The organism is Streptomyces sp. NPDC042346 (genome assembly GCF_055581845.1).
Map to the genome: position 1 here is coordinate 151,053 of NZ_JBVJEH010000015.1, position 13,061 is coordinate 164,113.

Sequence of the window (13,061 nt, forward strand, 5' to 3'; positions counted from 1 at the left end):
ATGAGGAAGATCCGTCATGCCTGATGCACCCGAGTACACGCCGTACAGCATCTACGTGCTGGAGCCGCACGCTGACTATGCGACCGCCGAGAACGGCCACATCCCGATCGAAGCCATTGCCGAGCGCGTCTATGGCAAGCCGTACAGCTCGCTGAGCGGATGCCGACGGGACGAGGAGCACATCCGCAATGACAGCGTGAAGCTGTACGAACTCACCTCCGACGATGACTACCTGGAAGCACTCGAAGCGTTCGACGACACCGAGATCTATCTGGGCTGGGACTCCCGCACCCGCGAGAGCGTCCGCAAGACCGGCATGACGGAACTGAACTACTGGCTGAGCATCCGGATCGCCGACGAGACCACCCCAGCCACCGTCGAGGCGAACCCGCCTGAGACGCAAGACCTTGAAAACGCCGTGTTCGAGGACCGCTTCTTCGCCGATCGCGCCTTCTCCCCGTCGCTGAAACTGATTCTCGCCGACCTCATCCGACGCGGCGAACTGCCGCGCGGCAACTACCTGTTCCGGCACTGGTGGTGACCGGAACGAACGAAGACCGACGCCACAGAACCCCACCTTGGAAGGCCCCGATGCCCCTCACCCGCCCGGTCGTAGAACTCCGGACACTGCTGCACGACGCGCTCTCGGCCGCGCTCGCCACCGACGCCCTCACCCTCCCGGCCCCGCTGATGTACACCCCCGGCGTTCACCGCCCGGCTCTGTACATGGAGAGCACCGTCGTACGCGGACGGCCGGGCGAAGGCAAGACGTTCTGGGCCAGGGCCCTGACGGACCCGCAGCTGCGCGCCGTCGCCGCGCGCGAGTACCGCATGCCCAGGCTGGAGAAGACGGAGGCGGTCACCGCCTTCGGGGCGCGGCCGGACGCCGGCCAGCCGACCGCAGGGGAGCTGCGCGCCCTGACGGGGTGGGGGGTGCCGCCCACCGTCCTGTGGAGTGCCGTCGCGCTGACCGCGCTCGGCGTACCGGACCTTGCCGCCCTCACCACCTGGACCGAGCGCGTCGACTGGCTGACCCGCAACCCCGGGGCCACCGAGCGTTCCCTGGCCGAACTCGAGAGCGCCGCGCGCGGCGATGACACCGTGCGGCTCGTCCTGTTCGACGCCCTGGACCAGCTCCACCCCGACCGGGTACTGGCCGAGCACCTGGCCTCCGGCATGCTCAACCTCGCCGTCACCCTCTCACGCCGCACCACCCGGCTGCGCGCGAAGGTGTTCATCCGCCCGGACATGCTGGACGGAGCCCTGACCGGGGTCCCGCGCCCGGACCGCGGCTTCCTGACAGGCCGGGCCGCCGACCTCTCCTGGGGCCGGTCCGACTACCTCGGCCGTACCGGCAGGACCGAGCTGTACGGCCTGTTCATCCACCTCCTGGGCAACCACGACAGCGCGGAGGCCGCCGCCTTCCGCGCGGCCTGGCCCACCTGGGAGCAGAGCCAGGACGGCCGTTTCCTCGCCCCCTCCGGGCTGAACGGCGACCCGAAGATCCAGGAGGAGTTCTTCACCACCCTCGCCGGCCGGTTCATGGGCACCAACGCCCGCACCGGCTACACCTACACCTTCCTGCCCAACCACCTCCAGGACGCGCTGGGAGTGATCACTCCGCGCCCGTTCCTCACCGCGCTGGCCACCGCGCTTGAGGAAACCGGCCGCCACCGCCCCGGACACGACCGGCCACTGCACCACGACGATCTGCGCCACAGCGTGCGCAACGGGGCGCGGGCCACCGAACTCCACCGGGCGCTGCCGTGGGTCCGCCTCGCCCTGGAGCCGCTGGCCGGGAAGCAGGTCCCGATCTGGGAGGAGGAGGTGTTCGACCTGTGGCAGCGCAGCAGCCTGGCCGACCGGCTCCAGGAATCCGTCCCGGAGGCCGGGAAGGGCACCGGCCGCGCCCGGACCGGCCCGCGCAGCCCCGCCAGCCTCCCGCAGCTGCTGGAGGAGCTGGTCGACGTCGGAGTGATGAGCCGCCGCACCAGCGGACAGCTCGACATGCCCGACGTCTACCGGGTTGCCTACGGCCTCGGCCGCCGCGGCGGAGTCAAGCGGACCGCCACCGGCGCGTAGCCCGACTCGACCGGCCCCGGCCATCGCGCGCCGGTCCGTTCCCCCGAACCGGCACGGGCTCCTGCGGAAGACGGGCTCCTGCGGAAGTCCGCAGGGCGCCCGGCCGGCGGCGGTTCACTGCGGCTCGCCGCTCCGCGGCTTCGGGTGGATCCGCGCCGCCAGCCGCTCCATCTCCTCGCGCACAGCCTCCGGGACGGCGGGAAGAAAAGGGTACGGGGCCAGGTTCCGGTCCCGCTCCGCCCGCATGGCGGCGACGACCTGCTCCTTCCGTTGCAAGTTCCGGTGCCGTTCCATCGCCTCGTCGATGGTGGCGGCCAGCTCGGTGGCCGGCAGGTCGCCCAGGTCGACCGGCAGCACCCGCCGGCCCCGGGCCCACACGCCGCCGTCGGCCACCGCCACCGTCTTCTCCAGGCCCCCACGGACCAGCCCGACCAGCGCCGCCGGCGACTGCATGTCCAGGGGCGGGGCACCCTCCGCCGGGGCCGGGGCCGGGGCCGGGGCCGGGGCCGGGACGGGCTGGGGGTGGGTCTCGGTGAGGATCCGCACGGCTTCCTCGCGGCCGGCCTGGTCGAGCCTGGCGGGCAGCCGGCCCGCGCTGGCCGCGGCCTGCACGCGCTGGAGGGCCTTCTGGTAGCCGCAGCCGGTCGAGCTGTTCAGCAACCGGGCGATGCGCTGGTGGTTGCTGGTGTTGGGCGAGGACGGGGTCACCGCTTCTCCTTCGTCGCGCCCCGGCGCTGCGGTTCGTCCCACCACGAGCAGGCCAGGGTGCGGTTCGGGAAGAGGCACCGGTCGTCACTCGCACCCGCGCGGCAGCACGATTCACCGAAATCCCGGGGGTGGGCCCGGACCGGCGCGCACAGCGAGGTGCGCTGCCTTGAGCATAGCGATCGGCGCCGACACCGCCAGGGTCCTGTCCGCCAGCAGGCCGCGGACAGCTGGTCACACCGCAGGCCCTTCTCACACCTCTAGTGGGCGTACCGCTCCTCACCCACCGGACGAAGGGCCTTCCCGTGACCGACACCGTGCTCGACCTCCCCAGCTCCGAGGACTGGCTCGACGACGCCGTAGCAGCCGTGATCTCCTACTCCCGCCTCCCCGCCTCCTCGGCCTGGGCCCGCAGGGAGGCCGCCCGCCGGCTGCTGCGCTCGCCCAACATCCACCCCGTCCTCGAGCGGGCCGCCTTCACCTCGCTCACCCGCGGCGCGGTACTGGAGATCGCTGGCTACGACATCGCGGACCACCTCGATCGGCCGTGGACAGCCCGCGCGGAGCACTGGGCGGAGGTGATCCGCCCCTCCTGGCAGGAGTCCGCCGAACTGCTCTCCGACATCGCCTGGAAGGGCCGGCAGTCCGGCAGCAGCGCGCTCACGCACCTGACGGCCGAGCAGGTCCTGGGCGCCGCGCCGCCGCTCACCGTGCGGACCCGGCTGCACCTGTACGGCCTCGGCCTGCGGTACGACTTCCGCTGCCAGGTGCTGACCGACCTGTTCGACCACCGCGGCCGGACCGTGGACCTGGACCCCTTCAGCCGGTCCCTGCACGCCTTCGCCCTCCTCGGCCGCTCCGATCCGGCCGCGCTCGACCTCATCGACCCGCTGCTGGAGGAGTCCGGGAACCACCCCAAGGTCTTCCACGCGCTGCTGCACGGCTTGTGGCTCGGCCATGACCTTCCCGGCCAGCCCCACCGGATCCTCGAACTCCTCAACCGGCCGCCGTTCAACCAGCGCCCCGATGCCGTCGCGCTCTTCCGCCAGGCAGCGGCGCTGCGCCGGCTGCGTCGTTTCGACGAAGCCCTGGCCTCCATCGGGCAGGCGCTGGAGGCCCTGCCGGTGGATACCGACGCCGCCGTCCACGGCGACCTCGTCCGCGAACGCGCACTGATCCTCAGCGCCCGCGAGACCTGACCACCACCCGCCCGCGGCGGCCCGCCCACCGGCTCAAGCCGGCGCCCGGGCCGCACCCATGTCCGGGCCGCACTCCACCTACCCCGCCCCGGCACCAGCGGGCGCACCGATATCCCGGCCGGGCCTGACGGTGCGGTGCCGTAAGGTGCTACGGCCAGCAGAAACAGAGGAACCGGCCCGGCCGGGCACAGGGGGAGAAGTGACCTTCAGCTCGCGCATTCCGGTCTCGGCCGACGCACACGGCGAGCCGGACTACACCGCGCCGGCGGGCGGGATCGCGGTGGGCACGGTCTGGGTCACCATGATCACGGCCATGTACTTCGCGCTCGAGTCCCGGCTCTTGCACGACCACCGCAACGTGGCCCTCGCCGTGGTGGTCGCCGTGACGGTCACCGCGTCGCTTGGGGTGTTCCTAGGGGCCAGGGCGTTCTTCCGCCGCTTCGGCGCGCACTGGTGGCACATCATCCTCGCCACGGTGGTTCTGTGCTGGGTGGGAGCGCAGGCTCCGGACGCCGCCGCGTACGTGTTCCCCGACCCGATGGCGCGCTACCACCGGGAGCTGGGCGGTCCGGGCCAGTGCCTGCACAGCACCCCGTACGCCAGCGACCGGGGGTTCCCGAGGTCCTCGCAGGTCACCTACGACGACCAGACCGCGGGCCGGATGACGGTCGCCCCGCTGGACAAGACCTACCCGCCGCTGGTGCTGGACCACGCTGTCCGCGGCGGGCTGCACGCGTTGACCCCGGCCGACGAGAAGGCCCGGCAGATCCTGGAATCGTACGGCTGCTGAACCCGTCCCCGGTCTAGATGCGTCGTCCGCGCAGACCACGCCACGGCGGCCCGGTGCGAAACGCCACGGGGTCAGACGGGATCGGTGTACGAGACCGGCTTGCCGGCGGCGCGGGCGTACGCGATCTCCCTGCTCGTGGACTCACCGATATACCCACCAGGGTTGACGACCAGCACCCGGTCAGCCAGGTCGATCTTGCGCAAGTGGAGAGCGTCCAGCACGGTCTTCTGCTCGTCGGTGACCGGTCCGTCCGCTTCGCCAGGCGCGACAACGATGACACCCGCGAAGGTCAGATCACGGTTCGCCACACGCATCTCGTCCACGAACCGGGCAGAGCCGCAGATGCAGACAATCTCGGGTCGGTCCGGCACGGCTCAGTCCTTCGGTCGAATGGAAAACGGCTACCGGCCGACCTGCGGGTCGACGCGTCCCTCGTCGAGTGCGGCGAAGCGCTCCTGAAGCTCGCCGGTGGTCTCGGCCTGGGCGATCCGTACGGGGAACGCCTCCCACAGTGCCGTCGCGTCGATCTCCCGCTCCACGACGTGGCCCGCGGCGAGCTGGTCGAACTCCGGCCCGGTTAGTTCGAGCACGGGGCCGATCGGCATCAGGCCCATGTCGGGGTGGGCCGCCATCCAGTCCCCGTCGAGGAGGGACAGCGGCCGAGGGCAGACATCGAGCCGGGCGAGGTCGAGGTGGACCGGCGTGCCCGCGCGCAGCTCTGCGACGGTGGCGGACTCCAGGCCCGCCAGGACACCTCGGCGGCCGTCTGGCGAGAGGTAGTCCCTGCCGACGGCTGACGGCTGCGCGGTCACCATGCCCCCTTGGAATTCATGCCGGTCCGAAGTCCACCGGCCGGCTGCGGCCATCGTACGGGCTGGGGCACGGACGGCGGACCGGAACGGGCCGGCGGCAACCGCGCCGAATGCCAGCCAGCTGTCTCGCCGTCACACCGGGAACGGCAACGGGTGTTGGCCGCGGCCGGCCGCCATCTGCGCCCGGCGTTCGGCAGCGGCGGTCCGCCACCGCTCGGGGTCGCGGTCTCGCCCGGCCCGCTCGGCGCACCGGGCGCACTCGGCCTTCCGCAGGGCGTTGTCCATCACGCGGGCCAGGCAGCTGCCGCCGCAGGCCAGGTCAAGCCACCCGGTGGGCCGCCCCGCCCGGGTCAGACGAGGACGGGCCCGGTGGTCGAGCCGACCGCCGGTCACCCGGACCACGAGCGGCCACGGATCCACCGCGGCCGCCGCCGGCGTCTCCCGCCCCGTCCCACGTACGGGCTCGGCCCGCGGAGTGGGCGCGGACATCAGCCGACGTGCGCGGCCCGCGCCGCGTCGACCCGATCCACCAGACCGGCCGCCGCTGCCGTCTTGGCCGCCGCCTTGGTCGGGGCCGACGCGGAGCCGACGACGGTTGTGCCGTCGTGGGTGGCCTGGGCGGTGCACGTGAACGTCGGGAGGTGGCTGGGGCCCTTGGAGGTCATCGTGTAGCTCAGGCCGCTGATGACCTTGATCTGCTGGTACTCGTTGAGGACCGAGATGGGCGAACGCCCCTCCGCCGTTTCTGCGGCGGGTTCGGCGGCCGGGGGTTGCGCGGCTTCGGGGACGGGCTGTGCGAGGTCGAGGGAGGGGTCGGGCAGTTCGGTGAGCGCGGCGAGCAGGCTGAGCGCGGCCTGGTGCCGGGCGCCCTTCTTCGTAGACGCGGACCGCCGGGCTCCCTCGACCGGGCTCTCGGCCGCCGACCACGACGCCTGCGCGCAGAAGACGGTATTGGGGCTCTGGCCGACGGTCTTGTCCGTGAACTCGACCGGAGGCAGGGCGTTGACCTGCGCGTGGACGGACAGGATGGACACGGCCGTCTCGGGTGCGGCCGCGATGGCGTTGAGGCAGGCGCTGCGCGCCGACTCCCATCCGGGCCCGCCCGCGACGAGCAGCACCATCTGGAGTTCCAGCGAGGTGAGTTGCCCTGCGGCGGCCCGCCGGGAGGTCTCGGCGACCAGGGGCGCGCCGGCGATGCCCTCCTTGCAGCCGCGCTTGAGGAGGGCGTGGAACGCCGGGGCGTCGAGGCCGGTGTAGTCGGCCTCCGCCGCCGCGGCACCGCGGCGGGCCGCGGAGTGCGCGGCCGACTTGCGGGAGTCGTGCTCGGCCTCGCGGTCCTGCCGGGCGCCGGTGTTCAGCGCCTTGCCGATCGCGGCCAGGGCGTCCTGCCCGTACGGGGAGTCGGCGCCGTCCAGGTAGCTGGAGATGACCTGCTGCACGACCAGGTCGGCGTAGCGCCGCAGGGGCGAGGTGGCGTGGACGTAGCCGGGCAGGTTCAGGCCCCAGTGGCCGCCCATGAACGGTGCGTACTCCGCGGCCCTGAGGGTCATCAGGGTGCGTTCACGCAGTGCCTCCAGCCGGGCGGCGGACCCGTCGGTGAAGGCCAGGTCGAGATCGTCCAGCAGGGTCTGGCGCGGGGCGGTGACCCGGGCGGCGGAGTGGTTGCGGAACAGCAGCGGGAGGTCGCGTTCCGCGGCCCAGGAGGCCAGCGCGGTGTTCGCGGCGATCATGCACTCCTGGACGATCTTGTAGCCGATGGTCCGCTCGAAGGAGGCGAGCCGGACCACGACGCCGTCCTCACTGGTCGCCCACCCGCTGAGGAGGTCGTACAGGGCGAGCGCCCCCTGGCGGCGCCGGCGGGCGAGCAGGACCTCGCTCACCGCCGCCGCCTCACGCAGGACCTCGTGGAGGGGATGCGCGCGGTCGCGGACCGCCTCGGCGGCCTGGGAGTGGCTCAGGGCCACCAGGCCGCTCACCGTCGCGCGCTCGACGTCGACGCGCCCGACCTCTCCGTCCGGGAGGACGTGCACGCGGATCGCGATCGCGGCGCACGGCCTCCCCTCGGCCAGGGTCAGCTGGGCCTCCACCGGCTGGGGCAGCATCTTCTGGGTGCCGCGCCAGCCCCCGTACGCCGACTCGCGGCGCGTGAAGGCTTCCCGGTCGACGGCGCTGCCCGGCGCGACGCCGGAGGCCACGTCAGCGACGTAGACGGTCAGGTGCCAGCCGTCGCCGACGCGCTCGACGCTGATGGCGTCGTCGCGGTCGACGGAGCCGGGGCGGTCGATCATGACGGCAGGGGCCAGGTCGGAGAGGACGGAGGGCTGGGTGGTCAGAGACTGAGACAACGGTTCGATTCCTTCGTGGACGGAGTGGTTCGGCCGTGGGGGTGCTGCTTCCAGACAGCCCGTCCTTCGCATCATGTCCAACGGCGTTGTCGGCGTCGGGGATTCGGCTCCTGGCGAAGGGCAAAAGGCGGGGCCGGGGATCAGCTGGAGGGCGTGAGGCTGAGCGGGCCTGCGGATTCGGCACGGCGGCGTGCCTGGTGCGGGAGTGGCCGGCCTATGTCGGCGATCGCGTCCGCAGGTAGACCCTCGCGCAGGATCGGGAGCAGAGTGGCGTACTGCTTGAGGATCCCGTCGCCGTACAGGGGGTGCGGCCACATCTCGGGATCCGCGAAGGGGATGCCGAGGTAGGCGCAGCCCGAATCGGCAGGCCAGGTCGGGTCGATGGCGTGCATGCCGCCGGTGGCCCAGGCATGGGGAGCGTGGTGGACGGCGCTGTCGACGGTGCAGCTGCCGTACCCCTCGACGTACACCAGGTCCGGGTCCTCCTGGTCTTCGATCGTCTGCGCGGCGTTGGTGTAGCAGAAGGTCACCATGAGCGGGTCGGCTCCGGGCGGGAGCGGGGCCGGGGCGAAGAGCCGGCCGGCGTCGAGGAGCAGGTGGAAGGGGGAGGGGTACCTCCACCCGTCCAGGACCGGCTCGGAGGTCGGGTCGACCTCGGCTGCGCGCTCTCGCAGGTAGCGGATCAGGGCGGTCTCGGCGGGGACCAGGAGCCCGCCGGCGGCCGGGGCGGGTCCGGTGGGTCCCGCGGCGGGGCCGGTCCGGTCGGCCACATCGGGCGACCGTTCGTTCATCGTGCTCTCCTGCATGGTCGGATTGCCCGGGGCGGGCGTCAGGCCGGTGCCGCGGCCGCCGGGCCGGAAGGGGCTTCGTGCTCGGGTCGTACCGCGTGCGCGGCCAGTTCCCACTGCTGGAGGAAGTGCGGGTCGGAGGGCGGGGCCTGGAGCAGGGGCCGGCCGTTGGAGGTCAGCTGGGCGCGGGTGACGAGGTGGGCGCTGCTGCGGGTGGCCGGGCCGGACAGGTGCGGGCAGGAAGCCCGCGCCAGATCTCTGCACGCCTGGTGCAGCGCGGCCTGCAGCACCACGCCGAAGGGCGTGGCCAGCACCCACGCCCGCTTGGGGAGGAGGTCTCCGCACACCTGGCAGCGCCACTCGTTGTGGGCGCGGGCCAGGAGCCGGGGGTCCATGGCGCGCCACCACACCCGCGCCGTGCTCCACGGGGTCACCCAGGGCACCGGCAGACCCTGGCGCGTCGGGCGGGGCAGCCCGGTGACCGGAGCAAGGAGCATCCCGGCCTCCTCCAGCGTGCTCCACACCGGCTTCTCCATCCCGAGGAACGCGCACTGCCCGTTGCCGCAGACGAAGACGGCGTTGGCGGTGTCGTACTCCAGCTGCTCGGCGCAGTCCGGGCAGGCCGGGTCGGGCTCGGCGGTCGTCATGCCGTCGCTCTCCTGCTCGTTGAAGGTCTTCGGGGCCCCGGTCGCTACAGTCGCTGCGCCGGGGGCGCGGCCCGATGGCAAGGGGCGGTCCAGATGGTGTGGGTGACCTGGGTCCAGCCGTGGAGCTTGGCCGGGTCGGCCCAGGCCGCCGGGTCGACGGTGTAGCCCACCGCGGGGAGCAGCCCGATCGCGTCCGTGAGCGGCGGAACGGGCTGGGGCTCCGGGCTCGGGACCAGGTGGCGCCCGGGGCCGTCCGGGTCGGCGACGGCGAGGGTGTCTACCGGCCCGAGGTCGACCGCGTCGACGACGACCTCGGGGCCCGGTGCGACGACGACCAGCTGCCAGCGCTCCCGGTGCACGGCCAGCTCGGCCATGTACAGCGCGGGCAGGCCCCGGTGGTCGGGGTGCGGTGCGGCCGGCGGCTGCTCGGTCACGAACTCTCCTTCGATCCGTACGGGTTGTCGTCGTCCCCACCTGCGCCCGGGGGCTCGGGACCGCTCTGATCGTAGAGGCCGGAGCGGATCTGCTCGCGGGCGATCGCGTACTGGAGGGCGTCGTCCTCGTCGGTGAACATGTACTTGGTGACGGTCTTTTCCAGGGCCTCGAAGTACCCGGCGCGGCGCCCGGCGGTGCGGAAGCGGCGCTCCAGCCCGAGCAGTGCGCGGATTCCCTGGTACTGGCTCTCGTCGCCGTCGCAGACCTCCCGCAGTACGGCCATGGCGTCGGCGTCGAAGCCGACGCCGCCGTCCAGGACGGCCGGGCCGGGGAACGGCTCGCCGGTCTCCTCCTGGTAGATGGCCGGGAGGATGTCCTCGACCTCGTGTTTGACGACCACCCACTCGTGCCGGATCGCGTGCAGCTCCTCCAGGCTGATGAGGGCCAGGTCGCGCACGTACTCGGGCCCGCGGGTGCGGATCTGGTGCTGGGCGCGCAGTAGCCGGCGCAGCCAGTCCTCCCGGGCGGCCTGGGTGTAGGGGCCGTGCACCAGCCGGCCGTGGAAGAGCATGAGGGAGCCGTTCGACCTGCGGTAGTCCCGCAGATGCCGGTCGTCGTCGATGTCGAGCGCGTTGCGCAGCTCCAGCAGCGGGCGCATCCAGATGTTGTCGTCGTCGTTGGCGATCATGGCGTTGAGGGACTTGTCCTGGCTGACCATCGTGCACGTCCAGCACCCGAAGCGGCTGTCGCCGCACGAGGGGGTGGTGGTGTCGACCACCAGCGGGCACTCGGAGTCGGGGCTTGCCCCCTGGTAGAGGCCGAGCAGGTCCTTGTGGCTGTGGCCCCACGGGTTGTCGTACTGCATCAACAAGATCCACACCTCGTCGTTGGTCAGAGCCTCGATCGGGCTGTAGACCAGCGAGTTGGGCAGGTCGCCGTTGGGTGAGAGCCGCGCGCGCACGCGGCCCTTCTCGTGGCGGGCCATGGACTTGGCCCGTGCCGCGCTCTCGGCCTTGCGGATGCCAAGCACGAGGATCGCCTCGCCGTGGGCGGCGACGACGGAGCGGATGAACCGGGTCGACGGCTTGATCTTGAGCCGCTCTGTGCACCACCTGAACTTCGGCCTGGGCGCCGCGTAGCCGCGGCCGATCAGGCACATCCAGAAGGAGTCCTCGACGGCCGGCGTCAGCCGGTGCACCTCGATCGGCAGCTGCTCGGTGGCGGCGGCCTCGCGCATCGCGTCCAGCGACCGGCCCACCCACGCGGCCACCAGGGGGTTCTCCACCAGGGTGTCGGTGGAGATCACGTGGACGGTCTTGGTCCGTTGCTCCGGCGGCAGGGAGGCCAGGGCCCACCAGACCAGCGCCGCGACCAGGGTGCTGTCCTTGCCACCGCTGTAGCCGATGACCCAGGGCACCTGGTCGGCCCGGTACAACTCCCGGATCTCCTCCAGGAGCAGCTCCAGGTAACGGTGGGGGGTGAGGTCGCCGAACGGGCTGCGGCGCGTGGGGCCGAGACCGGGTACCAGGACGGGCGGAGGCATGACTGACCTTTCAGTACACGGGGTGGTGGCCGGGTTTGCGCCGGCGGCGGGAGGAACGGGCCGGGGGACCGGGCCGGGATCAGCCCGGCACCCCGGCGGGGTTCATGCGGCGGTGAGCATCCGGGCGAGCCGGGAAGGCCGGACGCAGAGCCCCGGTTCCTCCTGCGGCCCGGGCTCCCGGACGGGCAGGGCGATGCTCACTGGTGTGATGGTCCGCTGAGCCGGGTCGACCCGATGGGCCTTCTCGACCACGACCACGGCGCCGTGGTCGCCGCCGGACAGCGCGTTGACCAGGTCCAGTGCGTACGTGCTGGCGACCAACTGGGAGGGCGAGGAGGCGGAACCGAGCCGCCGGGCGAACCGCCGGGCGAGCTCGGCGGCGGCCGTCGGGTGCATCCCTTCCTCGATCCCGTCCAGGACCAGCACGCCCGGCCGGGTGTGCCAGGCGGCCAGGACCTCCAGGATCCGCAGCACCCCGGCGGGCATCATGTCCACCGCCGCCCAGCCCCGGTGCGCCATCCGGACCTCGATCCGTCCATCGACGGCCCGGACGCCGGAGGAGCCGTGCACCAGCGCCGCGAGGTCCGCATCCAGCCGGGCCGCCGCCTCCGGGCCGAGCCGCCGCAGCATCGAAGCGGTGTCGCCTGTACCGCCGGAGACCGCCTGCCAGTTCCCGGCCTGCTCCCGGAGCGTGTCCATCAGCGCCCCAGCGCCGTCCAGCGGAAGCAGGCGCTGCGCTGCCCCGGTCCGCGCGGCCGTCCGCACACCGCTGCCAGCGGCGTCGAGTACGGCCGTGCGACCGTCGGGGGCCCGGAACGCGCTGAGCTCCACCGAGACCGGCCCGGCCGCGCCGGGCACCAGAGCCCGCACCACGATCCGCATCCGCTGCGCGGTCCGGGGCCGCCCTTCGTGCTCGCTCTGGAGCAGGAGGACGTCGGCAGCCAGCCGGGGGCTGGAAGCGGTGGCCGCCTCCCAGCCGTCCGTCAGGGTCCGGGAGACCAGCGTGAGGGCGTCCAGGAGGTTGGTCTTGCCGGTGCCGGCCGGACCGGTCAGCACGGTGAGCGGCCCCGAGGGGAACTCGACCTCAAAGTCCTGGAACGACTTGAAGCCGTCTATCGCGATGGTGGTGATCATTGAGACTCCCGGCTCGGGGCGGCCGGACTGCAACCGGCCCGGTGACCCCAACCATAAGCGAACTCATTGAGTTAAGCAATCTTTTGCGATCTCTGGATGGCTCCGCTCCGAACGCCCCTGTCGGATCGCGCCGAGGACTCCAGCGGCGCGCCGAAGATTCAGTAGGCTCTTCAGTGCGGCGCCGAAGAGTTTCAGTCCACTCGTCGCGACATGCGGGTGTACATGACATGAGAGGAACGCTTCGTGAGCTATACACGCGGCCCCCTGCCGGAGTGGGGCGCGGTTGGGGGCTACGGCAGCGACACGTTCGAGGCCGAGGATTCTCACGGCACGGTCTGGCGGCTGTGGTGGGTAGAGACACCTGCGGATGGCGATCTGCTGCCGCCCGGCTACCGGCTCGCACCCCGCGACGACCTGGACAACCCCCAGTTTGTCGCGGGCGAAAACGGCCTATACCGCGCATTGGACACGGCAGGGATGCAGATCGCGGACACCGCTGTCCGAGCCGATCCCGAAGGTGCCCGGCATCAGCTTGGGCTCGACGGCAAGTGAAGCGCTGATCGCGTGGCCTGCAGCCGACG

General features: G+C 72.3%; 15 protein-coding genes. 5 read left to right on the forward strand and 10 right to left on the reverse strand.

The annotated features are described in order from the left end of the window. Nucleotides 1–16 precede the first annotated feature (16 nt). Together ACZ6K0_RS41025 and ACZ6K0_RS41030 are read left to right on the forward strand one after the other, a co-directional pair. Nucleotides 17–541, forward strand: a complete 525-nt coding sequence (locus ACZ6K0_RS41025; RefSeq protein WP_469235060.1) for a hypothetical protein — start codon at nt 17–19, stop codon at nt 539–541. A gap of 50 nt (nt 542–591) precedes the next feature. Further along, nucleotides 592–2,082 carry a hypothetical protein gene (locus ACZ6K0_RS41030; protein WP_469235058.1) on the forward strand — a complete coding sequence of 497 codons (1,491 nt, stop codon included), beginning with the start codon at nt 592–594 and terminating at the stop codon, nt 2,080–2,082. 114 nt (nt 2,083–2,196) lie between these two features. Here ACZ6K0_RS41030 and ACZ6K0_RS41035 read toward each other — a convergent pair whose 3' ends face one another. Beyond that, complete coding sequence (locus ACZ6K0_RS41035) at nt 2,197–2,790, reverse strand: hypothetical protein (RefSeq protein ID WP_469235056.1); 594 nt, start codon at nt 2,788–2,790, stop codon at nt 2,197–2,199. 302 nt (nt 2,791–3,092) lie between these two features. Here ACZ6K0_RS41035 and ACZ6K0_RS41040 point away from each other — a divergent pair, with 302 nt between their 5' ends. Further along, nucleotides 3,093–3,986, forward strand: a complete 894-nt coding sequence (locus ACZ6K0_RS41040; RefSeq protein WP_469235054.1) for a hypothetical protein — start codon at nt 3,093–3,095, stop codon at nt 3,984–3,986. Between the two features lie 199 nt (nt 3,987–4,185). Further along, a complete protein-coding gene (locus ACZ6K0_RS41045; protein WP_388011312.1) occupies nt 4,186–4,776 on the forward strand; it encodes a hypothetical protein in 591 nt (196 codons plus the stop codon). Between the two features lie 71 nt (nt 4,777–4,847). Here the strand turns inward: ACZ6K0_RS41045 and ACZ6K0_RS41050 are convergent, their stop codons facing one another. The 9 genes from ACZ6K0_RS41050 to ACZ6K0_RS41090 form a co-directional block, all read right to left on the reverse strand. Continuing rightward, complete coding sequence (locus ACZ6K0_RS41050) at nt 4,848–5,147, reverse strand: hypothetical protein (RefSeq protein ID WP_388011314.1); 300 nt, start codon at nt 5,145–5,147, stop codon at nt 4,848–4,850. Nucleotides 5,148–5,177: 30 nt separating this feature from the next. Then, nucleotides 5,178–5,591: a hypothetical protein gene (locus ACZ6K0_RS41055; protein WP_469235052.1), complete on the reverse strand. Its 414-nt coding sequence runs from the start codon at nt 5,589–5,591 to the stop codon at nt 5,178–5,180. Nucleotides 5,592–5,720: 129 nt separating this feature from the next. Beyond that, nucleotides 5,721–6,077 carry a hypothetical protein gene (locus ACZ6K0_RS41060; RefSeq protein WP_388011318.1) on the reverse strand — a complete coding sequence of 119 codons (357 nt, stop codon included), beginning with the start codon at nt 6,075–6,077 and terminating at the stop codon, nt 5,721–5,723. After that, complete coding sequence (locus ACZ6K0_RS41065; protein ID WP_469235050.1) at nt 6,077–7,933, reverse strand: RNB domain-containing ribonuclease; 1,857 nt, start codon at nt 7,931–7,933, stop codon at nt 6,077–6,079. Before ACZ6K0_RS41065 ends, ACZ6K0_RS41060 begins: the two co-directional genes overlap by 1 nt. Nucleotides 7,934–8,073: 140 nt before the next feature. Then, entirely contained in the window at nt 8,074–8,724 is a 651-nt protein-coding gene (locus ACZ6K0_RS41070; RefSeq protein ID WP_469235048.1) for a hypothetical protein, read from the reverse strand. A 38-nt stretch (nt 8,725–8,762) separates the two neighbouring features. Beyond that, nucleotides 8,763–9,368, reverse strand: coding sequence for a hypothetical protein (locus ACZ6K0_RS41075; protein WP_469235046.1), 606 nt, complete (start codon nt 9,366–9,368; stop codon nt 8,763–8,765). Nucleotides 9,369–9,412: 44 nt separating this feature from the next. After that, complete coding sequence (locus ACZ6K0_RS41080; protein ID WP_469235044.1) at nt 9,413–9,802, reverse strand: hypothetical protein; 390 nt, start codon at nt 9,800–9,802, stop codon at nt 9,413–9,415. After that, the gene (gene dndC, locus ACZ6K0_RS41085) at nt 9,799–11,346 is read right to left on the reverse strand and encodes a DNA phosphorothioation system sulfurtransferase DndC (protein WP_469235042.1); all 1,548 of its coding nucleotides are present in this window, start codon (nt 11,344–11,346) and stop codon (nt 9,799–9,801) included. Before dndC ends, ACZ6K0_RS41080 begins: the two co-directional genes overlap by 4 nt. Nucleotides 11,347–11,448: 102 nt before the next feature. After that, nucleotides 11,449–12,480 carry an AAA family ATPase gene (locus tag ACZ6K0_RS41090; protein WP_469235041.1) on the reverse strand — a complete coding sequence of 344 codons (1,032 nt, stop codon included), beginning with the start codon at nt 12,478–12,480 and terminating at the stop codon, nt 11,449–11,451. Nucleotides 12,481–12,723: 243 nt separating this feature from the next. Here ACZ6K0_RS41090 and ACZ6K0_RS41095 point away from each other — a divergent pair, with 243 nt between their 5' ends. Next, nucleotides 12,724–13,032 (forward strand): hypothetical protein, encoded by a 309-nt coding sequence (locus ACZ6K0_RS41095; RefSeq protein ID WP_469235039.1) that lies wholly within the window; start codon nt 12,724–12,726, stop codon nt 13,030–13,032. Nucleotides 13,033–13,061: the final 29 nt, after the last annotated feature.